Source organism: Aquimarina penaris (assembly GCF_040786285.1).
Lineage (GTDB): Bacteria > Bacteroidota > Bacteroidia > Flavobacteriales > Flavobacteriaceae > Aquimarina.
In genome coordinates this window covers 159,144-184,033 of the sequence record NZ_JBFMKQ010000002.1, presented here as the reverse complement: position 1 = coordinate 184,033, position 24,890 = coordinate 159,144, and the positions used below count along the sequence as shown (strand labels likewise).

General features: G+C 33.6%; 21 protein-coding genes. 16 read left to right on the top strand and 5 right to left on the bottom strand.

Annotated features, from left to right (window positions below; all coding sequences use genetic code 11):
- Positions 1-154: 154 nt before the first annotated feature.
- The 3 genes from ABW637_RS10445 (at position 155) to ABW637_RS10435 (ending at position 3,021) form a co-directional block, all read left to right on the top strand.
- The gene (locus tag ABW637_RS10445) at positions 155-1,258 is read left to right on the top strand and encodes a fatty acid desaturase family protein (RefSeq protein WP_367584627.1); all 1,104 of its coding nucleotides are present in this window, start codon (positions 155-157) and stop codon (positions 1,256-1,258) included.
- A 41-nt stretch (positions 1,259-1,299) separates the two neighbouring features.
- Positions 1,300-2,487, top strand: coding sequence for a pyridoxal phosphate-dependent aminotransferase (locus ABW637_RS10440; RefSeq protein ID WP_367585293.1), 1,188 nt, complete (start codon positions 1,300-1,302; stop codon positions 2,485-2,487).
- Between the two features lie 252 nt (positions 2,488-2,739).
- Complete coding sequence (locus tag ABW637_RS10435) at positions 2,740-3,021, top strand: hypothetical protein (protein ID WP_367584626.1); 282 nt, start codon at positions 2,740-2,742, stop codon at positions 3,019-3,021.
- 26 nt (positions 3,022-3,047) lie between these two features.
- On the opposite strand, the gene ABW637_RS10430 is transcribed toward ABW637_RS10435, so the two are convergent.
- Positions 3,048-4,544: a TrkH family potassium uptake protein gene (locus tag ABW637_RS10430; protein WP_367584625.1), complete on the bottom strand. Its 1,497-nt coding sequence runs from the start codon at positions 4,542-4,544 to the stop codon at positions 3,048-3,050.
- Position 4,545: 1 nt separating this feature from the next.
- Positions 4,546-5,895, bottom strand: a complete 1,350-nt coding sequence (gene trkA / locus ABW637_RS10425; protein WP_367584624.1) for a Trk system potassium transporter TrkA — start codon at positions 5,893-5,895, stop codon at positions 4,546-4,548.
- Between the two features lie 209 nt (positions 5,896-6,104).
- On the opposite strand from trkA, the gene ubiE reads away from it, so the two are divergent.
- Both ubiE and porT read left to right on the top strand, forming a co-directional pair.
- Entirely contained in the window at positions 6,105-6,833 is a 729-nt protein-coding gene (gene ubiE / locus ABW637_RS10420; RefSeq protein WP_367584623.1) for a bifunctional demethylmenaquinone methyltransferase/2-methoxy-6-polyprenyl-1,4-benzoquinol methylase UbiE, read from the top strand.
- Between the two features lie 91 nt (positions 6,834-6,924).
- Positions 6,925-7,632 (top strand): type IX secretion/gliding motility protein PorT/SprT, encoded by a 708-nt coding sequence (gene porT, locus ABW637_RS10415; protein ID WP_367584622.1) that lies wholly within the window; start codon positions 6,925-6,927, stop codon positions 7,630-7,632.
- A gap of 5 nt (positions 7,633-7,637) precedes the next feature.
- On the opposite strand, the gene ABW637_RS10410 is transcribed toward porT, so the two are convergent.
- Positions 7,638-8,378, bottom strand: coding sequence for a TrmH family RNA methyltransferase (locus ABW637_RS10410; protein WP_367584621.1), 741 nt, complete (start codon positions 8,376-8,378; stop codon positions 7,638-7,640).
- A gap of 37 nt (positions 8,379-8,415) precedes the next feature.
- On the opposite strand from ABW637_RS10410, the gene tamL reads away from it, so the two are divergent.
- From tamL to accD, 3 genes are all read left to right on the top strand, one after another.
- Positions 8,416-10,977, top strand: coding sequence for a translocation and assembly module lipoprotein TamL (tamL, locus tag ABW637_RS10405; protein WP_367584620.1), 2,562 nt, complete (start codon positions 8,416-8,418; stop codon positions 10,975-10,977).
- Between the two features lie 258 nt (positions 10,978-11,235).
- Complete coding sequence (gene fbaA, locus ABW637_RS10400; RefSeq protein ID WP_367584619.1) at positions 11,236-12,303, top strand: class II fructose-bisphosphate aldolase; 1,068 nt, start codon at positions 11,236-11,238, stop codon at positions 12,301-12,303.
- Positions 12,304-12,364: 61 nt separating this feature from the next.
- Positions 12,365-13,222, top strand: coding sequence for an acetyl-CoA carboxylase, carboxyltransferase subunit beta (accD, locus tag ABW637_RS10395; protein WP_367584618.1), 858 nt, complete (start codon positions 12,365-12,367; stop codon positions 13,220-13,222).
- 118 nt (positions 13,223-13,340) lie between these two features.
- Here the strand turns inward: accD and ABW637_RS10390 are convergent, their stop codons facing one another.
- Complete coding sequence (locus ABW637_RS10390) at positions 13,341-14,165, bottom strand: hypothetical protein (protein ID WP_367584617.1); 825 nt, start codon at positions 14,163-14,165, stop codon at positions 13,341-13,343.
- A gap of 166 nt (positions 14,166-14,331) precedes the next feature.
- Between ABW637_RS10390 and rpsO the strand changes: the two genes are divergently transcribed.
- From rpsO to ABW637_RS10350, 8 genes are all read left to right on the top strand, one after another.
- The gene (gene rpsO / locus ABW637_RS10385; RefSeq protein ID WP_367584616.1) at positions 14,332-14,601 is read left to right on the top strand and encodes a 30S ribosomal protein S15; all 270 of its coding nucleotides are present in this window, start codon (positions 14,332-14,334) and stop codon (positions 14,599-14,601) included.
- Positions 14,602-14,827: 226 nt separating this feature from the next.
- On the top strand, positions 14,828-17,014 hold the full coding sequence (locus ABW637_RS10380) for a polyribonucleotide nucleotidyltransferase (RefSeq protein WP_367584615.1): 2,187 nt from the start codon (positions 14,828-14,830) through the stop codon (positions 17,012-17,014).
- A 326-nt stretch (positions 17,015-17,340) separates the two neighbouring features.
- Entirely contained in the window at positions 17,341-18,204 is an 864-nt protein-coding gene (locus tag ABW637_RS10375; RefSeq protein WP_027395748.1) for a sigma-70 family RNA polymerase sigma factor, read from the top strand.
- Positions 18,205-18,447: 243 nt separating this feature from the next.
- Complete coding sequence (locus ABW637_RS10370) at positions 18,448-18,855, top strand: BLUF domain-containing protein (protein WP_367584614.1); 408 nt, start codon at positions 18,448-18,450, stop codon at positions 18,853-18,855.
- Between the two features lie 153 nt (positions 18,856-19,008).
- Entirely contained in the window at positions 19,009-19,671 is a 663-nt protein-coding gene (gene rpe / locus ABW637_RS10365; protein WP_367584613.1) for a ribulose-phosphate 3-epimerase, read from the top strand.
- Positions 19,672-19,678: 7 nt separating this feature from the next.
- Positions 19,679-20,812 (top strand): helix-turn-helix domain-containing protein, encoded by a 1,134-nt coding sequence (locus ABW637_RS10360; protein WP_367584612.1) that lies wholly within the window; start codon positions 19,679-19,681, stop codon positions 20,810-20,812.
- A gap of 79 nt (positions 20,813-20,891) precedes the next feature.
- Positions 20,892-22,661 (top strand): T9SS type A sorting domain-containing protein, encoded by a 1,770-nt coding sequence (locus ABW637_RS10355; RefSeq protein ID WP_367584611.1) that lies wholly within the window; start codon positions 20,892-20,894, stop codon positions 22,659-22,661.
- Between the two features lie 143 nt (positions 22,662-22,804).
- Positions 22,805-23,785 (top strand): YpdA family putative bacillithiol disulfide reductase, encoded by a 981-nt coding sequence (locus ABW637_RS10350; protein WP_367584610.1) that lies wholly within the window; start codon positions 22,805-22,807, stop codon positions 23,783-23,785.
- Here the strand turns inward: ABW637_RS10350 and ABW637_RS10345 are convergent.
- Positions 23,766-24,554, bottom strand: a complete 789-nt coding sequence (locus ABW637_RS10345) for a zinc-dependent peptidase (protein ID WP_367585292.1) — start codon at positions 24,552-24,554, stop codon at positions 23,766-23,768. The genes ABW637_RS10350 and ABW637_RS10345 overlap by 20 nt on opposite strands.
- Positions 24,555-24,890: the final 336 nt, after the last annotated feature.

Here is a 24,890-nt window from a genome sequence, read left to right as displayed (position 1 = left end):
AAATAAACCAATTTGATAAACCCAATATGAATTAAAACGCAAAAATATACGTTAAGTTTATATATTTTAGTTTTTTAAGAACTTAAAAAAATATAAATACCTAACTTTACCAACAACATAATCAGGAAAGTCCCTGATTGATAGAAAGAGATTTATGACAACACCCCATGTAAGATTTAGTACCGCTGATTCTGCAAAGTTTTTCAGAACATTGAACAAACGTGTTAATCAGTACTTTAAAGAAAATAATATTAACAAAACAGGAAACTGGCGATTACATTTAAAAACAATCGTAATGTTTTCTCTTTTTTTAACTCCATACTTTTTAATTCTAACCCTAAACATCTCTCAATGGTGGATGTTATTATTAACCATAATAATGGGTGTAGGGATGGCCGGTGTAGGGATGAATGTGATGCACGATGGTAATCACGGTTCTTATTCTTCAAAAAAATGGATTAATAAGCTTATGGGAAATACCATTTATATACTTGCAGGTAATGTATATAATTGGCAAGTACAACATAATGTTTTGCATCATACATATACCAATATTCATGGTCATGATGAAGACATGGATGCCGGAAGAATTATTCGTTTTACAAAACATGCAGAATGGAAGCGTTTTCATAAGTTTCAACATTATTATTCTGTGTTCTTATATGGTTTACTAACATTTAACTGGGCATTAACCACTGATTTTAAGCAAACCAAAGACTATTTGGCTCGCAAACTATCTTATGGTAAACTACCAAGCCCATTAAAACAATGGAGTACCGTAGTTATTACTAAAACGATATACGTTTTAATTTGGATTGTGATCCCAATGGTATTTATGTCTATTGCTTGGTGGAAGATCCTATTAGGCTTTTTTATCATGCACTATGTCGCTGGGTTAATATTAAGTATTGTATTTCAATTGGCCCATATGGTAGAAGGAGCTGAAATGCCTATGCCAGATAAAACAGGAAACATGAAAAACACCTGGGCAATTCATCAATTGTTCACAACAGTTAATTTTTCAACCAAGAATAGATTAGTCAATTGGTTTACTGGTGGTTTAAATCACCAGGTGGAACACCACATTTTTCCACACATAAGCCATATCCATTACACTAAAATTTCAAAAATTGTAAAACAAACGGCTTTAGAGTTTAATTTACCTTATAACGAATACAAAACCACACGTAAGGCAATTATCTCTCATTTCAAACACCTAAAGGAGATGGGAATGAAGCCTGCCGTAATACAATCATAACTTTTATTTACCAATTAAAAATGAGTACACAAGTATCGGAAATGAGTGCACAACTATCAGACAGAATTAATGCACTTGAGGCATCGGCTACATTGGCAATGGCTGCAAAAGCTCGAGAGCTAAGAGCAGAAGGAAAAGACATTATCGGTCTTAGTTTAGGAGAACCAGATTTTAACACTCCTGATTTTATTAAAGATGCGGCTATACAGGCCATAAATGATAATTATAATTCATACACTCCAGTTGATGGATATGTAGAATTAAAAGATGCGATCATCACCAAATTTAAACGAGATAATAGTCTCACTTACGATCGTTCACAAATTGTTGTATCTACTGGTGCAAAACAAGCGTTATACAATATAGCACAAGTATATCTAAATCCAGGAGACGAAGTGATTTTACCATGCCCATATTGGGTAAGTTACAGCGATATCATAAAACTATCCGGAGGGGTACCGGTTGAGGTAAAAACTTCTATCAAAACTGATTTCAAAATGACTGCCGAAGAATTAGAAGCAGCAATCACCCCTAAAACCAAAATGTTATGGTATAGTTCTCCTTGCAATCCTAGTGGATCAATATACAGCAAAGAGGAGCTAAGAGCTTTAGCAGATGTATTACAAAAACATCCCGATATCGTAGTAGTGAGCGACGAAATCTATGAGCATATCAACTATGTAGGAGGTCATACTTCTATGGCTCAATTTGAGGATATGTACAATAGAACTATCACTGTAAATGGTGTTGCCAAGGCTTTTGCTATGACCGGATGGCGAATTGGATACATAGGTGCTCCTACTGCAATTGCTAGGGCGTGTAATAAAATACAAGGACAGGTTACCAGTGGTGCAAATTGTATTGCACAACGAGCTGTAATCACTGCTCTTGAAGCACCGGCAAGTAAAATTCAATACATGGTCGATGAATTTAAGGAGCGAAGAAAATTAATACTGAATTTGTTATCAGATATTCCTGGTTTTGAATGTAACGAGCCCGAAGGTGCATTTTATGTTTTCCCAGATATATCTTACTATTTCGGTAAAACTATACAAGGTCATACTATTGCAAACGCAACCGATTTTTCGATGTTTTTATTAGAAAAAGCTAATGTTGCTACCGTGACAGGTGTTGCTTTTGGCAATAACAACTGCATAAGAATATCATATGCTGCTAGTACAGAACAAATTACAGAGGCCGTAAAAAGAATTAAAGACGCTGTAAGCTAGCTAGTTTAAAAAAAACTAAATACATAACGATCGATTACAGCTAACAGTTTGTAATCGATCGTTGTTTTTATAAATGTTAAAATCTTTTATTTTTTTATGCTTTTTTTTACAAATCATTTTACTGGCATGACTAATAAATAAACTACATTTATACATCCTATAACACCCCTATATTGTTTTTCTACACCTGAAAAACATTTTTTTTGATTGCGAATTGGCTTTTTCCGTTCATAGCATAATTAAATTATATTTATGAATATTGTAGAAAAAGAACGTATTGTTAAAAAAAATATACTCGAAATTTTCAAAGAAAATTTTGATGTATCTAAAGCCGATCATGAAATCCTGAATATATGGCCAGAAAAAGAATATGAAACCGACTATATTTCATATTACGAATCTATACTGGATATATTTTTAATTGATCATGAGCATCTAGAGGGTATTACCGGAAAGGTAAAAGATACCATTAAAAAAGTAGTCGAATTATGGACTATTACTTCATATTCATCACCTCCGTGGAGAACAGAATAAGCTCATAATAGGGTTAAACAGAGAAGCTATCTATTACGCCAGAAAAACGGGGTGAGAAGTATTAAAACAGTAAAGAGCTCTAATCTTCCTATTAACATCAAAAAGCAACACCACCATTTCCCTATAGCAGGAAGTACATCAAAATTATTTACAGGACTTAGTTTTCCAAAAGCTGGTCCTACATTTCCAAGAGATGAAGCTGCACCTCCAACAGCGGTTTCAAAATCTAATCCTAATGCACCTAAAACCACCGAACCAATTATAAAAGATAGCATATAGAGGATAAAAAATGCTAATATATTAAACACAATCTCTTTTGATACCGCTCTGCTATTATATCGTACAGGTAATACGGCTCTAGGATGCAATGTTCTTTTAAACTCTAAAATACCATTTCGTATAGTAATTAAATGCCTCACAACCTTCATCCCTCCAGAAGTTGATCCTGCTGACCCCCCTAGAAACATCAAACCGAAGAAAAAGATAGTTAAGAAAGGAGTCCACATCGTAAAATCTGCACTTACAAAACCAGTCGTAGTTATGGTTGCCAATACCTGAAATAGCGCATGTCGAAAAGCACTTTCTGCCTCTCCCCAAACCATAGGATGATCGATAGAAGAGATAGACGCGTTGGCTGTATAGTATATAACCAAGGTGGCTATAATCGTAAATGAGATGACAAAGAATGAATATAATTTAAATTCTTCGTCTTTTATGATTTTTTGAATCTTTCCTTTAAACCCAAAATAGCTAAGCACAAAATTCGTCCCTGCTAGAAACATAAACAACATAATAATATATTGTATGACCGGTTGATCATTCCAATACGCAACGCTTGCATTTTTCGTTGAAAAACCACCAGTAGAAAGCGTACTTAATGCATGATTTATGGCGTCGAAAAAATTCATACCTGCTAGTTTCAACAAAATTGTTTCTGCTGCGGTATATCCAAAATAAATCAACCATAAACGTTTTGCCGTGTCTGTTATCCTTGGATGTAATTTATCAGCACTAGGCCCAGGTGCTTCAGCCGCAAATAACTGCATCCCTCCTATTCCTAATAATGGTAAAATGGCGACTGCTAGTACTATAATCCCCATTCCTCCGATCCAATGTGTTAAGCTACGCCAAAACAAAATTCCTTTAGGGATTATTTCAATTTCATTAAGAATAGATGCACCTGTTGTTGTATATCCAGACATCGTTTCAAAAAATGCATTGGTAAAATCAGGTATTGCACCAGAGAATATATAGGGTAGCGTACCACTGAGTGACATAAATATCCAACCAAAAGTTACGACAACATACCCTTCTCTTTTATTGAGTTCTTTTTGATGTTCTCGGGTAAGAAACATTAAGGCAATCCCAACGAATAAGGTAGCAAAAGATGCCATCATAATCTCTAAAGTGACCCCATCTTCATAAATAAAACTAATAATAGTAGCGATAAGCATGAAGCAGCCGTTACAAAGTAACAGAAGCCCCATGATGTGTGAGATAATTTTATAGTTTAATCTATACATCTTAAAGGAACAGCTTTTCTATTTTCTTAATAGATTTCGGCAAACAGCACACCACTACGCGGTCCCCTGCTTTTATGTAAAAATCTCCCAGAGGTATCATCCCTACTCCATCTCTAATAACACCCGCAATTATTGCTGACCGCGGAAAATCTAAATCCTTTATCAAATTATCACTTACTTCGGATGTTGGTTTAACAATAAACTCCAAGAGCTCTGCATTCATATTATTGAGCTTGGTCATTGCTACCACCTCACCTTTTCTAATAAATCTAAATATATTATTAGCAGCAAGAAGTTTTTTATTGATTAATGTATCAATTCCTATAGAATGAGATAATTGAAAATAGTCCATATTTTCAACTAAGGCGATTGTTTTTCTTACTCCTTTTGATTTAGCCACCAGGCATGACATGATATTGGTTTCAGAATTACCCGTTACCGCAATAAAAGCATCCATATCACTAATTCCCTCTTCTCCTAACAACTCTACATTGCGTCCGTCTCCATTAATTATTAGGGCATTCGGCAAGTCGTCTGCCAGATCAAAAGCCTTATCTTTATCTTTCTCGATAAGTTTTACTCTAAATTTATGATCACATAAATCGCAAGACGTTTTAAAACCAATCTTACTACCACCAAGAATCATCACATTTTTAATCTGCTCTTTTACTTTTCCGGTAAGTTTGTACAGCTCTTCTACTCCTCCTTGAGAAGTTATAAAATACACTTGATCTCCTTCTTTAAATTTTGTATCTCCTCTAGGTATTATGGTATACTGCGTTCCTGATCGCTGAATAGCAATTGGCATAAAATGCAATTCTGGAAATACTTCGGCCGCTTCTCTTACTGTTTTTCCAATAAACAAAGCCTCACCAGACAATGTTGTCCCCACCATTGTTAGCGCACCATCCTCAAACTCATAACTATCATGAAATGCAGATTGATTAAGAAGAAGTTCTATTTCACTAGCGGCTAGAGCCTCGGGAGAAATTAACTCATCAATTCCAAATTTTATAAAACCAACTTCCTCCTTATTTTCTATAAATTCTGTATTGGATATTCTCGCAATAGTACGTTTGGCCCCCATTTGTTTAGCCAATACACATACAGTAATATTGGTAGTCTCACTAGACGTAACACTGATTACCATATCCACGTTTTCTACTCTTGCTTCTTTTAATATAGCAATTGAAGTAGAGTCTCCTTTAATAACTCTAATATCTAAGTGAGTATCTGCATAATTAAGACATTCTTTATCGGTATCGATAAGCGTAATGTCTTGAGACTCAAATGAGAGTAACTTTGCCAAATGAAATCCTACTTCACCAGCTCCGGCAATAATGATTTTCATTGGTTTTGTTTATTGTTTTCCATCTAAAGATAAAATCAAACTAAGACATAATTTACTAACATTCGTAAACTATAAATATATCTTAGAATATAAAAGCGTACAAAGATAATGTAAATTGACTAACTGGTAAAATTTCATAATGCACAACTTAATCTAAATCTATTCTAACTATAACTATCAAAAATGTATATTTGCCTAAATTTTTTTGAATGTCAGGAAAAATAACTCCATACAAAGACAAAACTAGATCTAAAAAAGAACAGGTTACCGAGATGTTTGATACCATTTCGGGAAACTACGATGGGCTTAATCGTGTTATTTCTTTTGGTATTGATATAAAATGGCGTAAAAAAGTTGTAAAACTTGTTAGCAAAACAAATCCAAAAAGAATCTTGGATGTAGCCACGGGAACAGGAGATCTTGCTATTAACCTTTCTAAAACAGGAGCTTCAGAAATTATTGGACTTGATATTTCTGCAGGCATGTTAGCAGTTGGGAAAGATAAAATCAAAGCAAAAAAATTAGATACCATTATCACTATGGTACAAGGGGATAGTGAAAATTTACCCTACGAAGAAAATTATTTTGATGCGATTACCGTAGCTTTTGGTGTTCGAAATTTTGAAAATTTAGAAAAAGGGCTTTCAGAAATTTTTAGAGTCCTTAAACCTGGCGGGATTTTTATAGTTTTAGAAACTTCTATCCCTACTAAAACTCCTTTTAAACAGGGGTATAAATTCTATTCGACAAAGATTTTACCACTTATCGGAAGAATGTTTTCTAAAGACAGATCTGCATATTCTTACTTAAGTGAAAGTGCCGCTGCTTTTCCTTATGGTGAGGCGTTCAACAATATTTTGAAAAAAATTGGGTTTATAGATGTTGAAGATAAACCACAAACTTTTGGTGTTGCTACAATATATACAGCTACAAAATAATATAAAAGCCCATAATGGGCGTTAAAAAATAACTAATACCAATCGAAATAAACTATAGTTTTAACTATTTGATTGGTAAATTTTTATTTGGATGAAAAAACTTTTTATCGCAATTGCTCTTTTAGTATTCACTCAAAATATGAGTGCACAATTATTTTCTAAAGAAAAAGTTCAAAACCTTCAAAACTTTGACAAACCAAGGTTTAGTTGGGGATATATTCTTGGGTTTAATTTATATGATTTTAATTTTGATTATACGGCAGACAGGGAAGACCCAGATATATTACATAATGAATCTTTGGGCTTTAGCGTAGGGCTTTTAGGGAATATGAGAATAAATGATTATTTAGACCTTAGATTAGAACCTATGGTTACATTTAACACAAGAACCCTTACTTTTAACAACCCATTATTTTCTTCAAATTTTGAAACTGCTAGAGAAGTAAAATCCACATACGTACATGTACCTTTATTACTAAAAGTATCTACCAAAAGAATCAACAACATCAAACCTTTTATTATCGGAGGAATTTCAACTTCAATAAATCTATCCAGTAATGAAGATAATCCAGATGACAATAGTGCCGGGGAGTTTAGAATGAAAACCAACACGAGTTACTATGAAATAGGTTTTGGTATAGATTTATATCTATATTATTTTAAATTCACCCCATCTATTAGAGGCGTCTTTGCTATGAGCGATGAATTGGTTCCCGATAATGATCCTAATAGTCCCTGGACGTCAACTATAGACAAAATGTCTACCCGAGGAGTCTTTATCAATTTCACCTTTCAGTAGTAACATCAATCACAAGAAGATCGTTTAAACTCGCTAAGAATAATTGCTGTAGCAGTTGCTACATTTAGACTTTCGGTTTTTTGAATTTGACCAAATTGTGGTATCGCCACCTTTTGGTTTACAAGATTTTTAATAGCAGTAGAAATCCCATTAGCCTCATTACCCATTACTATAATTCCTTTTTCTGGTAATTTTAATGAGAATATATTTTCACCATCCATAAACGTTCCAAATATCTTCGAATTCGAGCTTTCTGTCTTTATATATTGTTGAAGATCTTTATAGGTTATATTAACTCTTGTTATAGATCCCATAGTAGCCTGAATCACCTTTGGGTTATAACAATCTACTGTTTGCAAGGAGCAAACCAACTCTTTTACACCAAACCAATCACACAAACGAATTATAGTACCTAAATTACCTGGATCGCGAATATCATCTAATGCCAACACCAAGCCATCATTATCATTTTCTTTATATTCCGGAATATAAAAAATCGCTAATGCAACTTGCGGAGTAGTTAAAAAACTAATCTGTTTTAGCTCTTCTTCAGAAACATTATACACCAATGTTTCAGGAATATCAAAAATATTCGAATTTAAAGTAAAAAGCGAATGAAGCCTTAAATTAGCCTCGAGCAGCTCTTTTATTACTTTTTTACCCTCTGCAACAAATAATCCATGTTGTTTTCGGTACTTTTTTTGATATAAACTTTTTATTAGTTTCTTTTGATTTTTGCTAACCATACAAATAATGTATTTTTGAATCAATAATAAACACGGATTGAAACACTTTCTGACAAAAATATTATTTATTACTCTAACCACAATCTTTTTAATTTCGTGTAGCGCAGTAAAAAGAGTTCCGGAGAGTGAATACCTATTAGAAAATCATAAAATTTTTATAGACAGTGTAAAAACCAATGATCCTAAATTATACAACCAATTATACCAAAAGCCTAACACTAAACTTTTAGGGATACCGATAAGGCTTCATATTTATAATGCAGCTACTGTAGACCAAGACTCTTCATATCAAGCTTGGTTGACCCGGAAACCAAATCGAGAAAAAAGAATGAACAGTTTTTTCTCTAAAAAACAGGTAGATAGGTTAGGTGTAGGATTGACAGGGATTAACGAATGGTTAAAAAAAACCGGAGAATCTCCCTTCATCATCGATGAATCTAAAACAAAACGCTCCACAAAACGATTACAAGCGTATTATTGGAATAATGGATGGTTTAACAATAAGGTCTCGTATAAAATAAATAAAAACAACAACAAAAGAGCGACCATTGATTATCACATAAACCCTGGCCAAGCTTATGTAATAGATTCTCTAAATACAAGAGTAGAATCTAAAGTAGCTGACTCTATTTACCAGCTCAACAAAGAAAACTCAACCATTATCCCAGGAAAACAATATAAAACCCTAGATATAGAAGCCGAAAGAGAAAGACTTACCTCTTTGTACAGAAACTCCGGGTTATTTCATTTTGAAAAAGAATTTATAAAATTCGATGCAGATACAATAAATACGGGGCACAAAGTAAATCTAAACCTTTTAATAAAAAACCGATCTGTTACTTTTGGAGATTCTACAGCGCGAATTCCTTTTAAAGTTCACAAAATAAGTAAAGTCAATGTTTTTACAGATTACTCCTTCGAAAATAGAAATAAAAAGCCCACAGATAGCATGTTCTATAAGGGGTATAACATTTATGGTTTTGATGAGATAAAATATACGCGTAAAGCAATCACGAATTCGATTTTGATAAACCCCGGTGAAATTTTTAGAGATAGAGATCGAGTATTCACGTATAGTCAGATAAATAATTTAAAAACATTCAAATATCCGAACATAAGCTATGATGTTGACCCTAGTGATCCAAATGGAGAAAACCTCATAGCAAATATTGCACTCACTCCAAGAAAAAAATATAGCTTTAATACAGAGTTTGATGTATCTACCTCGAGCATACAAGCCTTTGGTATTGGTTTTGGAGGATCTCTTTTAATTCGAAATGTTTTTAAAGGCGCAGAGATTTTAGAAATTTCTGCACGAGGTAGTGTTGGATCATCAAGCGATGCAGTCGATGGAGGCGAAAAGTTCTTCAATATTTCTGAAATTTCTACTGATGTAAAATTAACGTTCCCAAAAATATTATTCCCGTTTAGAACCAATAAAATCATCCCAAAACGCATGTCCCCTACCACCAATATTATATTCGGAATGAATGTGCAACAAAACATTGGTCTAGACAAAACAAATGCATCGGGGATATTTAATTACCAATGGAAACCGAACATCACGATAAGCAATCAACTTGACCTTATTAACGTACAATATGTCCGGAATCTAAATCCCGACAATTACTTTAACGTCTATGAAACCTCTTTTAGTGAATTAAATACTATAGCAACACAAGTTTTAGAACCAGACTCTCCTTTGTTTAATCCAGACATTGAAGATGCTATATTAAGCATCCCCGCAGGTGCCGACGGATTCATAGAACAATCGTTAGGTGCAGAACCTGATCCAGACTTAACCACCGAGCAATTACAAGAAATTCAGAATATCAATGAGCGAAAAATAAGATTAACAGAGGATAACCTTATTTTTGCTTCGAGTTATACCTATACAAAAAACAATAGAGAAAATCTTTATGATGAAGATTTCTCAAGGTTTAGAGCCAAAATTGAACTTGCCGGAAACACTTTAAGTACAATTGCGAATATCGCAGGGCTGAAAAAAAATTCAAATGAACGTTTTCAAATATTTGGTGTTGAATTTTCTCAATACGCTAAAACAGAACTAGATTATATAAAACACTGGGATTTGGGAAGAAAGAACATCATTGCATGTAGAGCTTTTGGAGGAATCGCAATCCCATATGGTAATGCAAACAGTATTCCTTTTGCGCGTAGTTTCTTTGGAGGAGGACCAAATGACAATAGAGCCTGGCTTGCCTATGATCTGGGTCCGGGGAGCACCGGTGGTAGGAACGAATTTAATGAAGCTAACCTTAAAATAGCATTAAATGCCGAGTATAGATACAATATTTTAGGGTCATTAAAAGGAGCTTTATTTATAGATGCAGGAAATATCTGGAACGTTCTTGATAACGTAGAAGAAGAGGAAGCCGTATTTTCTAGATTAGATGACATACAAGAGATTGCTGTAGGTAGTGGCTTTGGATTTAGATATGATTTTGATTTTTTCGTTATCCGACTGGATATAGGGTTCAAAACTTTTAATCCAGCTAGCGACAGAGATCAAAGGTGGTTTAAAGGATATAATTTTTCTGAAGCAGTCTATAACTTCGGTATTAATTATCCGTTCTAAAAAAAGCAAATGCTAACCGGGAATTCATCGTGTTTTTTTTGATCATCAAAAACCTACCTCATTAACTTAAACTTTATTTTCTTTCGGCAGTTTCTTCTAATAATTTTATATTAGCCCGCTAAATAATAAATAACCATACCAACAGGCAAGTTTAACAATTAAAATAATCATCATCGGCAATAGTAAAGATTATTTTAATCATGCCGGTTTCGGTATAATTTTACTATTTTTGTAAGCTTATTAAACCAAAACTAAATTATGAGTCACAACATCAAACCAGGAGTTGCAGTAGGAGACGAGGTACAGGCAATTTTTAAGTACGCAAAAGAAAAAGCGTTTGCTTTACCAGCGGTCAATGTAATAGGTTCTAACTCTATTAATGGAGTTCTAGAAACTGCTGCAGAATTAAACGCCCCGGTAATTATTCAATTCTCTAATGGAGGAGCACAATTTAATGCCGGAAAAGGGTTATCTAACGAAAATCAAAAAGCTGCTATCGCAGGAGCCGTTGCTGGTGCCAAACATGTGCATTTGCTAGCCGAAGCTTATGGGGTTCCAGTAATTTTGCATACTGACCACTGTGCAAAAAAACTATTACCTTGGATAGACGGACTATTAGATGCCGGAGAACAATTCTATAAAGAAACAGGAAAGCCTTTATACAGCTCTCATATGATTGATTTATCTGAAGAGCCTCTTGAAGAAAATATTGAAATTTGTAAAGAATATCTAGCTCGCATGAGTAAGATGGGTATGACACTAGAAATAGAACTAGGAATTACTGGAGGTGAAGAAGATGGTGTTGACAACAGTGATGTAGACGATTCTAAATTATATACACAACCTGAAGAAGTTGCCTATGCTTATGAAGAATTAAGCAAAGTGAGTGATAAATTTACAGTTGCTGCTGCTTTTGGAAATGTACATGGTGTATACAAGCCAGGTAATGTGAAATTAACACCAAAAATTCTTAAAAACTCGCAAGAATATATCTCTGAAAAATATGGAGTCGAACATAACCACATCGATTTTGTATTTCATGGAGGAAGCGGATCTTCTTTAGAAGAAATTAGAGAAGCAATTGGATACGGAGTTATTAAAATGAATATCGATACTGATCTTCAATTTGCATTTAATGAAGGAATTCGTGATTACATGAATAATAACATTGAATATTTAAAAACTCAAATTGGTAATCCAGAAGGATCTGAAGAACCTAATAAAAAATATTACGATCCAAGAAAATGGTTACGAGAAGGTGAAGTCACTTTTAAGAACCGTCTTAAAAAGGCATTCGAAGATCTAAATAATGTAAATACATTATAATGACTAAAAACCAAGCTGGAACTCATCCAAAAGAGTTTCAGCTTTTTTAATATAATAATTTATGGCTTGGTTTAAGAGAACACAAAAAGGTATACAAACTGCTACCGAAGACAAAAAAGATGTCCCAAAAGGACTTTGGTATAAGTCACCTACAGGAAAAATTGTAGACGCAGAACAACTCGAAAAGAACTTTTACGTAAGTCCAGAAGATGGATATCATGTAAGAATTGGTAGTAAAGAATATTTCGAAATTTTATTTGACGACAACAAATACAAAGAACTAGATAAGAATCTTAGCTCTAAGGACCCTCTTAAATTTGAAGACAAGAAAAAATATGTCGATCGCCTTAAAGATGCACAAGAAAAAACAAAACTAAAAGATGCCGTTAGAACAGCAGTAGGAAAATCAGGAGGTAATGACTTAGTTATTGCTTGTATGGATTTTTCGTTTATTGGTGGTTCTATGGGAAGTGTTGTCGGTGAGAAAATTGCAAGAGCTGCAGATTATTCACTGAAGCATAAAATCCCATTTATGATTATTTCTAAATCTGGAGGTGCTCGTATGATGGAAGCTGCATTATCATTAATGCAATTAGCTAAAACCTCAGCAAAATTAGCACAATTAGCAGATGCTAATATCCCTTATATTTCTTTATGTACCGATCCAACTACTGGTGGTACCACTGCCTCTTTTGCAATGCTTGGAGACATTAACATTGCAGAACCCGGAGCATTAATTGGATTTGCCGGGCCTAGAGTAGTTAGAGACACAACAGGAAAAGAACTACCCGAAGGTTTTCAAACTTCAGAATTTGTATTAGAACATGGGTTCTTAGATTTTATTACCGCTAGACAACACCTTAAACAAAAGATAAATCTTTATCTGAATCTAATTTTAAATAGACCTTTAGCGAATTAAAATCAGAAGTATTAGTATAAAATTAAAGAAACCCGACTTAACGTCGGGTTTTGTTTTTAATAAAAAAAGCGCCTTTAATTAAAAAGACGCCTTCAAAACTCAATCAATAAACCAAAACCTACAAACTAATCTCTCTTTCTATACCGTCTACACTAGTAAACACAGCCTTATTATCACATTCTCCATCACCATAATCTAAAGAACCACTATAGTTAGTACGTACCAGATCAACAATACCACTCACTAAAAACCTGCAACTAGCCTCCCTACGCAATGGGGTTGTAATGGTAGTACTATGTGTATTACCATTAGCAAAATCAGTTTGCCAGGCTCCTGTAATCAAGAAAACATTATCTCCCCAATTACCACTAAAAGATCCTTCAATCCACTCACGTGTTTTGTTTCCTGTTCTTGTGGCTATAGTACCATCTGCAAACGTAACTATCAAATCCATGTTCATCACATATTGAGGGTTACCTACATCATTAGCTTTTTGCCTTGTCACTGTTTTAGCTCCTTCAAACTGAACATCATCTATAAAAAAGTCTTCCAAATTATAATTGATAACCAATGTTTCTGCAACAATATCTGCCTCATAGGAGATATTAACTTTTCCTTTAATAATATGCCCTCTTACTTCGCAACCCTCGGATCCAAAATCCACTAATACTGTTTTAGAAATATTGGTAATTTCTATGGTTATGATAGCACATTCAGGCAAAAAAGGATGAATCGGACTTTTTACCAAGCTTTCTTCTGCTTCATATATTTGTAAAAAAGTATCGCTTATTACCTCGGTTGCATTATCAACTTTGGCAGTAAGTTCTGCTTCTTCCTGATTGAAAGATTCAATAATTTCACTATCAGATTCATCGCTATTACAACCAATAAAAATCATTGATAAGCATGTAATCAAGCTAAATTTTAAAATGCTGTTTTTCATAATATTTAATTTTAACGTTACTATCCTAAGACCAGCTATTTTGATAAAGGTTTAATCGAAAGATGATTTTTTTTAATATGAAGTATTTCTAAACCAAAAAATACTATATTTGCACGCTCATAGCAAAGAGCTATGTATACATAAAAATCATTTAAATAATATTGGAATGTATTTAACAAAAGAGATTAAAGAAGAAATCTTCGCAAAACACGGTAAAGGAAAGAATGACAGTGGTTCTGCTGAAGGTCAAATTGCACTATTTACGCACAGAATTACTCATTTAACTGAGCATTTAAAAAATAATCGTAAAGATTATAACACTGAGCGTTCTTTGGTAAAGCTTGTAGGTAAGCGTAGAGATTTATTAGATTACCTTATCAAAAAAGATATTTTAAGATATCGTGCAATTGTAAAAGAATTAGGATTAAGAAAATAAAAAAAAGAGGCTGCGCGCCTCTTTTTTTATTGTAATATATTTAAAACGAAAAACATTCATTGCCATAAGGAGTGAATGAATGCCTTAGTTTTTCATTGGTCGCGCAATTTACTACACAACAACACAACCTTGTCCATCCGAGTAAGATGGAAACCAATGTTTAATTAAGCCTGTACTAGGTATGCCGTTATTTGATGGTACCGAACGGGCATGAATCAAAAAAATTATGATTCCACAAGTTTATAAAGAGGTCATAGACCTAGGTGACGGTAGAGAAATTTCTATCGAAACCGGAAAATTAGCAAAACAGGCTCATGGTTCTGTTGTTGTACAATCTGGCAAGTGTATGTTATTATGTACAGTTGTTTCTAATTACAAGCAAAGTGATGTAGATTTTCTACCCTTAACTGTAGATTACAGAGAAAAATTTGCAGCTTCTGGTCGTTATCCAGGTGGTTTTTTCAAAAGAGAAGCCAGACCAAGTGATGGTGAAGTATTAACAATGAGATTGGTAGACCGTGTATTACGTCCACTCTTCCCTAAAGATTACCATGCCGAAACTCAGGTAATGATTCAGTTAATGTCTCATGATGAAGATGTAATGCCCGATGCAATGGCAGGATTGGCAGCATCAGCAGCAATACAATTGTCGGATTTCCCTTTTGAATGTGCAATTTCAGAAGCACGTGTAGGTCGTGTAAATGGTGAATTTGTCATTAATCCAACCAGAGCACAACTAGAAGAATCCGATATCGATATGATGATTGGTGCTTCGGCAGATTCTGTAATGATGGTTGAAGGTGAGATGGATGAAATTTCTGAAGAAGAAATGGTAGAAGCCATTAAATTTGCTCACGAAGCAATCAAAGTGCAGTGTGCTGCGCAACTTAGGTTAGCAGAAGCATTTGGTAAAAAAGAAGTTCGTGAATATGATCCAGAAAGAGAAGACGAAGATTTAGCGAAGAAAATTCACGATATGGCATATGATAAAGTATATGCTGTAGCAAAAGCAGGATCTTCTAAAAAAGAACGTGGTTTAGCATTTTCAGAAATAAAAGAAGAAATAAAAGCTACTTTTTCTGAGGAAGAGCTAGAAGATTTTGGAGACCTAGTTTCTAAATATTACGCTAAAGCAGAAAAATCCGCTATACGTGATTTAACTCTAAATGAAGGACTTCGTCTTGATGGTAGAAAAACTACCGATATACGACCAATCTGGTGTGAAGTAGATTATTTACCATCTACACACGGATCTTCTATTTTCACAAGAGGAGAAACTCAAGCATTAGCTACAGTAACATTAGGAACTTCTAGAGAAGCTAATCAAATCGACATGCCTTCTTATGAAGGAGAAGAAACATTCTACCTTCACTATAACTTCCCTCCTTTCTGTACTGGTGAAGCAAGACCAATACGAGGAACGTCTCGTAGAGAAGTTGGTCATGGTAATTTAGCACAACGTGCACTTAAAGGAATGATTCCTGCAGATTGCCCATATACTGTACGTATTGTATCTGAAGTTTTAGAATCTAACGGTTCTTCTTCTATGGCTACTGTTTGTTCTGGAACTATGGCATTGATGGATGCTGGTGTACAAATGACAAAACCAGTTTCTGGGATTGCTATGGGATTGATTTCTGATGGAGAAACAGGAAAATATGCAGTTTTATCTGATATCTTGGGTGATGAAGATCATTTAGGAGATATGGACTTTAAAGTAACAGGTACTGCAGATGGTATTACTGCTTGCCAGATGGACATTAAAGTAAAAGGTCTTTCTTATGAGATCCTGGTAAATGCATTAAAGCAAGCTGCTGATGGTCGTATCCATATTTTAGGAAAATTAACAGACACTATAGCTGCTCCGAATGCTGATGTAAAAGCTCATGCTCCTAAAATGGTGACTAAAACAATACCAGGAGAATATATTGGTGCTTTGATTGGGCCTGGAGGTAAAGTAATTCAAGAATTACAAAAAACTACAGGTACTACTATTGTAATCAACGAAGATCCGGTTACCGAAGAAGGTAATGTAGAAATTCTGGGTACTAATCAAGATGGAATCGATGCCGTTTTAGCGAAAATTGATTCTATTACCTTCAAACCTCAAGTAGGTAGTGTGTATGAAGTAAAAGTAATCAAAATGTTAGATTTTGGAGCCGTAGTAGAGTATATGGAAGCTCCAGGTAATGAAGTATTACTTCATGTTTCAGAATTAGCATGGGAACGCACAGAGAATGTTAGCGATGTTGTAAACATGGGCGATGTTTTTGATGTGAAGTACTTTGGAGTAGATTCTAGAACGCGTAAAGAAAAAGTTTCAAGAAAAGCTTTATTACCAAGACCTCCTAGACCAGAAGGTGACAAACCAAGAGGTGATAGAAAGCCTAGACCCGACAGAAGAGAAAATTAATCTTTTTTAGTATATAAAAAAATACCTTCAGGATTCTGAAGGTATTTTTTTTACATCAATCCAAACAAGATAAAAATAGAATATATACCTAATACATGTATTATATAAGAACACAAAAACGATTCGCCATTAGAGATATAGATTAAATTTTTGTATTACATCAAAAAAAGCACTGTAATTTATCCCCCAATACATCGACTAATATTCTAAAGTATTTCAGTCGAAACAAAATAAATTTATCTTTTTTGTAACATTTTGATAACATATTACGTATTATTAATAAAAGCCCTAAAATATTCACAAATTAAATTTCAAGGAGAACATAGATGAGACAACTTAAAATTACGAAGCAGGTAACGAATCGTGAAACTGCATCGCTAGACAAGTATTTGCAGGAAATTGGTAAAGTAGATCTTATTACTGCAGATGAAGAAGTAGAATTAGCTCAACGTATTAAGGCAGGTGATGAAAGAGCCCTTGAAAAATTAACAAAAGCTAACCTTAGATTTGTAGTATCGGTAGCTAAACAATACCAAAATCAAGGACTTACCCTTCCAGATTTAATAAACGAGGGTAACTTAGGGTTGATAAAAGCAGCAAAACGTTTTGACGAAACTCGAGGATTTAAATTTATATCCTATGCAGTATGGTGGATTCGTCAATCAATTTTACAGGCGTTGGCAGAACAATCTCGTATTGTGCGTTTACCATTAAATAAGATTGGTTCTATAAACAAAATTAATAAAACATATGCATTCTTAGAGCAATCCCATGAGCGCCCACCAAGTGCCGAAGAGATCGCAAAAGAATTAGATATGACGATCAATGATGTTAAGGAATCTATGAAAAATTCTGGGCGTCACGTAAGTATGGATGCTCCTCTTGTAGAAGGAGAAGATTCTAACCTTTATGATGTATTAAACTCTGGAGAGTCTCCTAATCCTGATAGATCATTATTACATGAATCTTTACGTACAGAAATAGAGCGTGCTTTAGAAACTCTTACACCAAGAGAAGCTGATGTGATCAGGTTATATTTTGGCCTTGGTGATCAACACCCAATGACTCTCGAGGAAATTGGAGAAACATTTGATCTTACTCGTGAACGTGTACGACAAATCAAAGAAAAAGCAATTCGTAGATTAAAACATACATCTAGAAGTAAAATATTGAAGACATATTTAGGATAAATTCCTAAATTGCAGTTACAAACAGTTTTATAACATAACTGTTCGTTTTTTGATTGATGAATGACCTCCGGCTGATTACCGGAGGTTTTTTCTTACCCTAATCCCAACTAACCTATACTGAAAACCATATATTTCATAATAAAACAACAATAAAGATCTAGTTGTTATCAAAAACACAATAAACTAGTAAAAACATTATAAAATTTATACCTTTCCATATCTATTACCCCTAATACTTTACTTATGAGATATACCATAAGTTATGTAAGCACTTCGAATCCAGACTTATCTGATATAGATATTACCCACCTTATGGATTATGTTAGGGCTCATAATTGTTTGTTGGATATTACAGGGATATTAATTTATTCTGACGGTAATTTTTTACAGGTTATAGAAGGTAAGAAAGAAACTGTTACGGGAATATTTGAAAAAATAAAAAAAGATCCACGGCATTATAATATCATTAAGATTTTAGATAAGGAGATTGATGGTGGCTCTTTTTCTGATTATCACTCTTCTTTTACCGTTATCTCAGGTCACAATGGCCCTATTGAACTTCAAAAGTTCCTAGAAAAAGAAAAGTTAAGTAATCCCGAACACTTCAAAAGTATCGCATATTTAACTCAAAAATTTATGAAGCTCTCATAAAAAGATCAACCAAATCTTAATGTTCAGATCCCACTTTACATCTGGATTAGATTGGCTAACCGTTTTTGAATTCTTTACTATCTCAAATTTTCAAAACAGAGTCCCTCTAATTTAAAAGTTAAGTAGTATTTTTGCTTGAAACAACACAACTTTATGACTTCAAAATTAATAGCTCCATCTGTATTAGCAGCCGATTTTGCTAACCTACAACGTGATATAGAAATGATTAACAACAGTAATGCAGATTGGTTTCATATCGATATTATGGATGGCGTATTTGTTCCCAATATCTCTTTTGGTATGCCCGTACTTAGAGATATCGCAAAACATGCAAAAAAAACCATTGATGTGCACCTTATGATTGTTGATCCTGATCGCTATATCAAAACATTTGCAGCACTAGGGAGCAATATTCTAACAGTGCACTATGAGGCTTGTACCCACCTGCATAGAACCCTACAAGCTATAAAGGTAGAAGGAATGAAAGCTGGGGTTGCCATAAATCCACACACCAATGTAAATTTACTAGAAGACACTATTCAGGATATTGATTTAGTATGCATTATGAGTGTTAACCCTGGTTTTGGGGGGCAGTCATTTATTGAAAACACCTATGAAAAAGTAAAACAACTCAGAAAAATTATTGAGAAAAAAGGTGCAAATACCTTAATCGAAATTGATGGCGGTGTAACGAATAAAAATGCAAAACAACTCATCGATGCCGGTGCAGATGTACTCGTTGCCGGAAGTTTTGTCTTTAAAAGTGAAAACCCAACAAAAACCATCGAACAATTAAAAGAGATCATCAAAGTATAAATAGTTTATGGAACAGAATCTTGCGCCATCTTTTGATACCTGGACATCAATGTTCTTACTGGTTAGTTCATTGGGATTCTTTCTAAGCATTATTTTAAGTATCAATAAAAATGGCAGAACGAATAATTTACCCATTATCTTATTGATCTTAGGATTCTCTTTTATACTTATACAATATGTTTTTTTTTGGACCAAGTACGAGTCCCTCTACCCGTATGTCTATTTTTTTGATTCAAGTTGGTATCTGGCATTTGGTCCGTTATTATACAGCTACCTCATACGATTTTACCGTAAATCCTTTAAAATAAAATGGTATCATTTTCTACCAGCGGTTATCTCGTTTTTCTTAAACGGTTATTACCTCATTAAATCAAATGGATTTCAAAATCTTGATGAATATAGAGGAGATATACTATTCTCGATTTTTTGGCCCCTAAGATCTCCTTGGCTTCCAGCTTTATCGATGGTGATTTACTTAATTACAATAAGAGATTTCACCTCTTTTTACAAAAGAGATAAGGACTCCCAGTATGAAGCCATTAGAAAAAAATGGTCCAACTTATTACTAAATTTATTTTCAGTTTTCACTGTTTCTTATATCAGTTATTATGTTCTTGTAAAATTTCCATTTTTTAATGTGGGCTGGGATTATACTATTTCTTTTTCTATGACCATCTCTATATATGCAATAGGATATATGGTATATAAAGAGCCTTCGATTTTTAATGGTGAATTATTATCTAATTTATTTTTAAAAGAAGGAACTAACAATGGAGAATTAACAGAAAACACAAAAGATGAATTTTATGAAAAACTACTCAATTACATAACTCAAAATAAACCTTATTTAGACAACAATTTACGATTGGTTCAGCTTGCCGATAATATCGGCTTTTCTACACATATCCTTTCGAAACTTATCAATGAAAAATCAAGGAAAAATTTTAATCAGTTTATTAATGAATATAGGTTAGAAGAAGCAAAAAAAATGCTCCTTGAAGATGCAGAAATTAGTATTAAAACCATCTATTTTGATGTAGGTTTTAATAATAAAGCTACATTTAATACCGCATTTAAAAGTAAATTTAATTGCACCCCTTCAGAATATAAAAGAAAACATTTAGAGGTTCAGGATAAATAAGTAAAAAATTATAATTCTAAACCCATTCCCACCTGTTTTTGACGAATTTTATTGGTATAAATCTTAAAATCTTGGGCTTATGAGAACTATACTTTTATTCTTTTGTTTTAGTTTTACTTTTTCTGCTTTTTCACAAAAATTCACTTTAATTACAGACGCAAATAATCCAATTGTTTCAGAACCAACAATTGGAGGTACTTACTTTGGTACTGCCTGGACAGATATCGATAATGATGATAAACTTGATTTGTTTTATGGAGGTGCTATTTATAGAAATCTTGGAAATGGAAATTTTGAAGTCGCCGAAGGTGGAGCTGCAATACCCTTTGCCACAGCGTTAGTGGGTTGTAGCTGGGCTGACTACGAAAACGATGGTGATCTGGATTTGATCTATTCTAGGTTTTCTACCCCTGGCACGTTGCAAACCAGAATCTATACCAATACCGGAGGAGGAAAATTTATTGAGGCCAACACTATCTTGAACACTATAAGCTCGGGAACCTGGAGTACACAATGGTGTGATTATAACAATGATAGCTATGTTGATTTTATACTCACTTTCGCGGATGGTTTTTTAAATCCCTTAAGCTTTCCGAACAGGTTATATCGAGGTAATGCCGACGGTACCTTTACCCAAGTTACCGAATCTTATGAATTTCTAACAGAAAAAGAGGCATATACCGTATCTAGTTGGACCGATTATGATGAAGACGGAGATACCGATTTATTTATTGCCAGTGGTCCGGCGGCTGGTCCTGCAGGAATCAAACAAGATTTCTTATTTAAAAACCTACAAATCGAAACAGGAAATGAAGGTTTTCAAAAATTAACGAGTACAGATCTTTCTTTTGCAGAAGACCCACAAGATGGGCAAAACTATAATGTAATTGATTATGACAATGATGGCGATCTCGATATTTGCCTCACCAATTATTCTGGAATTGAAAATAAATTTTATGTTAACAATTCAGGAAATTATGTTAGCACTAATGTTCCTTTTACGACTACTAATGATCAGAATTTATCAAATGCCTGGGGTGATTTTGATAACGATGGTGATTTAGATGTTATTATTACAGCTTCAAGTGCAACTGGTAGTGGTTATTTTATTAATAATGGAGATGGTACATTTACAGAAAGTGGCTCTAATCTTATCAATTCAACCACTTCTGGAAACTCTACAGGAGCAACAATTGGGGACTATGATAATGACGGTGATCTTGATTTTTTTGTAGTTGGGAGAGGCATAAAAGGTCTTTTTAGAAATGATCTTGCCGTAAAAAATCATTTTGTAAACATTAAGCTTATTGGTAATCCATCTAACAAAGCCGGATTGGGTGCTAGATTAGAAATAAACACCAGAATTAAGGGTAAAATAGTAACACTAAAAAGAGAAATCTCTGCCTCTAATACATTTATGGGACACAATAGTTTACGTGCACATTTTGGGCTTGGCAAAGCCCTTAAAATAGATAAATTAACCATTTATTGGCCTTCGGGAAATGTAGACATGTACAAAAATCTTAGAGTTAACAGGTTTTACACTCTTGAAGAAGGCAAAAAAAAGCCCGTATTCCCTCCTATTAAAGAAAGAAAAGACAAAAATATCAAAGTAATTGTATATCCAAATCCTTCAAAAAAACGGGTAAAAGTTAACATCGAAAATATCAAATCAAAAAACGCAATTACAGTTAGTATTAATGATGTTACCGGACTCTTGATTTCAAAAACAACTTTTGCGCATAATCAAGATATAGAACTAAATACATCATCCTTACCTAAAGGCAGTTATTTTTTAAACGTAGCCATAGATGAAAAGAGGATAGTAAAAAAGTTAGTGATTCAATAAATGTTCCCTTTTTCATCTATAAGGGCAAGTTTCTTCTACGAAGCTTGCCTTTTTTAATTATTAAGTATTTTAAAATGATTAGTTTTATAAAACATAAGGTTTCTGTTAGAAATACGACATAAAAAGAAGAACATTATTTATACATGAAGCATATAGATTTAATAATCGTTGGAGGAGGTCCTATCGGAATTGCTTGTGGGATAGAAGCCAAGAAAAATGGTATTAACTATCTAATCATCGAAAAAGGTCCCATTGTCAATTCATTATTTAACTACCCTATAAATATGCAATTTTTTTCTTCGTCAGAGAAGTTAGAAATTGATGATATTCCGTTTATAAGCAAGGAAGCTAAACCAAAACGTAATGAAGCTCTTGAATATTATCGCAGAATCGTTACTTCTAATGATCTAAATATTAATTTATTTGAAAAAGTCAACGCTATAAAGAAACAAGAAGGAATCTTCTATATCGAAACCGAAAAACAACAATATACTGCTTCTTTTATGATAGTTGCCACTGGTTTTTACGATATGCCTAATACCATTGATGTACCAGGAGAGCATTTACCTAAAGTATCTCATTATTATAAAGATCCACATTTTTATGCTAAACAAAAGCTAGCTATAGTAGGAGCTAGTAATTCTGCTGTTGATGCTGCCCTAGAATGCTACCGCAAGGGAGCAGAAGTAACCATGATAGTACGCGGACCAGAGATTGGCGAGCGTGTTAAATACTGGGTGCGCCCCGATATTCTCAATAGAATTGAAGAAGGAAGTATCAAGGCATTTTATAATGCCACGGTTAAAGAAATATTCCCTGATAAAATTGATATCACTGTTCCAGAAGGTGATTTAAGTCTCAAAAACGATTATGTACTTGCATTAACAGGCTATAAACCTAATTTTAAGTTTCTTCAAAAAATAGGAATACAGCTCTCTAATGACCATAAGTTATACCCCAAATATGAAGAAGAAAGTATGGAAACAAATATAAAAAATCTATATCTGGCGGGTGTTATATGTGGTGGAATGGATACTCATGTATGGTTTATCGAAAACTCTAGGATCCATGCTAAAACGATATTAAGATCTATCACCAAAAAAATTAATCTTCAAAATATCTAAAATTTAACATCTGTACCACATACGCGTATATTTCTGGGAATTTTTGCTTTAGCTCATTGGGAGATTCCATAAAAACCTCGATCAATACTGCGATAAATTCGAATTTATCGGTAAAGGCATATTCCCTGAGTATTTTGGCGTTTACAATCTCTTTTCTGATTTCAATTGAACCTAAATATTCTTCCAATTGCAAAAAAGTGTCATAAAATATTTCAGAACTTATGTCATTATTTTTTATAGAATTATAATGAATAGCATGAGTAATCTCATGAATTCCCAGGTTTCTCCCATCATCTTCATGTAAGTTTCCTTTCTGAAAATCTTTCCAGGATAAAGCTAGTGCCTTAGATCTGGGGTTAAATTCTCCTATGTTTTCAGTTTTATTCAAAATCGAATAAAAAGAAGCCGGATACAAAACTATGGTATTAAGATATTCTAAAAGATAATGCCTCATCCCAAAAGTAAGCTGTATTACCATCATGGTAATTTGCATTCTCATAAAATCGTCTACCACCAAGCCTTCTCTACCCACAAAGTGTATGTCATCCAAAAACACCGCTGTTCTGTGTACAAAATATCGTTTCCTTTTTTTATCCAACGTATTATAAAAATCATTTTCATTTATAAACAACTGTAAGTGAGATGGCAGCTTCTTAATCTTTGGGTAAAAATGTATAAAATAAGGTTTCTTATTATATTTAACATACACCGATTCTAAATATCGCAAAACGTAATAAACACAAATGGATACAATACCAACAGTAACCATAACCCCAAGTATATTTTGGAATATTGAGTTAGAAGGCTCCTCGTTTAATGATAATAAATTTGATATATATAAGTTCAAAAAAAAGAAATATGTAGGTTGAGACCTTTAAAAATAGCGTTTTTGAAATAAAAACCTTGTTAATACGGTAATTTAACATTAATTGCTTTTATAGAATAAGTTGATTAACTCCTATTCTCCTTATCAAAGTCACTAAAACTCTTACTAATGGTTGATTCAAAGTTAAGATCTCCTCTTATTGTTAAGGTTTAAACTACTGAATAAAATATCGTCATAGTATACTTCATAGAATAAATTAAAAAGTCCTTCGTTATATAA

Excerpts from the sequence above, each read along its gene's own strand:
- ABW637_RS10445 (WP_367584627.1), top strand. The coding sequence starts at position 155 with ATGACAACACCCCATGTAAGATTTAGTACCGCTGATTCTGCAAAGTTT.
- ABW637_RS10440 (WP_367585293.1), top strand. The coding sequence starts at position 1,300 with ATGAGTGCACAACTATCAGACAGAATTAATGCACTTGAGGCATCGGCT.
- ABW637_RS10435 (WP_367584626.1), top strand. The coding sequence starts at position 2,740 with ATGAATATTGTAGAAAAAGAACGTATTGTTAAAAAAAATATACTCGAA.
- ABW637_RS10430 (WP_367584625.1), bottom strand. The coding sequence starts at position 4,544 with ATGTATAGATTAAACTATAAAATTATCTCACACATCATGGGGCTTCTG.
- trkA (WP_367584624.1), bottom strand. The coding sequence starts at position 5,895 with ATGAAAATCATTATTGCCGGAGCTGGTGAAGTAGGATTTCATTTGGCA.
- ubiE (WP_367584623.1), top strand. The coding sequence starts at position 6,105 with ATGTCAGGAAAAATAACTCCATACAAAGACAAAACTAGATCTAAAAAA.
- porT (WP_367584622.1), top strand. The coding sequence starts at position 6,925 with ATGAAAAAACTTTTTATCGCAATTGCTCTTTTAGTATTCACTCAAAAT.
- ABW637_RS10410 (WP_367584621.1), bottom strand. The coding sequence starts at position 8,378 with ATGGTTAGCAAAAATCAAAAGAAACTAATAAAAAGTTTATATCAAAAA.
- fbaA (WP_367584619.1), top strand. The coding sequence starts at position 11,236 with ATGAGTCACAACATCAAACCAGGAGTTGCAGTAGGAGACGAGGTACAG.
- accD (WP_367584618.1), top strand. The coding sequence starts at position 12,365 with ATGGCTTGGTTTAAGAGAACACAAAAAGGTATACAAACTGCTACCGAA.
- ABW637_RS10390 (WP_367584617.1), bottom strand. The coding sequence starts at position 14,165 with ATGAAAAACAGCATTTTAAAATTTAGCTTGATTACATGCTTATCAATG.
- rpsO (WP_367584616.1), top strand. The coding sequence starts at position 14,332 with ATGTATTTAACAAAAGAGATTAAAGAAGAAATCTTCGCAAAACACGGT.
- ABW637_RS10380 (WP_367584615.1), top strand. The coding sequence starts at position 14,828 with ATGATTCCACAAGTTTATAAAGAGGTCATAGACCTAGGTGACGGTAGA.
- ABW637_RS10375 (WP_027395748.1), top strand. The coding sequence starts at position 17,341 with ATGAGACAACTTAAAATTACGAAGCAGGTAACGAATCGTGAAACTGCA.
- ABW637_RS10370 (WP_367584614.1), top strand. The coding sequence starts at position 18,448 with ATGAGATATACCATAAGTTATGTAAGCACTTCGAATCCAGACTTATCT.
- rpe (WP_367584613.1), top strand. The coding sequence starts at position 19,009 with ATGACTTCAAAATTAATAGCTCCATCTGTATTAGCAGCCGATTTTGCT.
- ABW637_RS10360 (WP_367584612.1), top strand. The coding sequence starts at position 19,679 with ATGGAACAGAATCTTGCGCCATCTTTTGATACCTGGACATCAATGTTC.
- ABW637_RS10355 (WP_367584611.1), top strand. The coding sequence starts at position 20,892 with ATGAGAACTATACTTTTATTCTTTTGTTTTAGTTTTACTTTTTCTGCT.
- ABW637_RS10350 (WP_367584610.1), top strand. The coding sequence starts at position 22,805 with ATGAAGCATATAGATTTAATAATCGTTGGAGGAGGTCCTATCGGAATT.
- ABW637_RS10345 (WP_367585292.1), bottom strand. The coding sequence starts at position 24,554 with ATGGTTACTGTTGGTATTGTATCCATTTGTGTTTATTACGTTTTGCGA.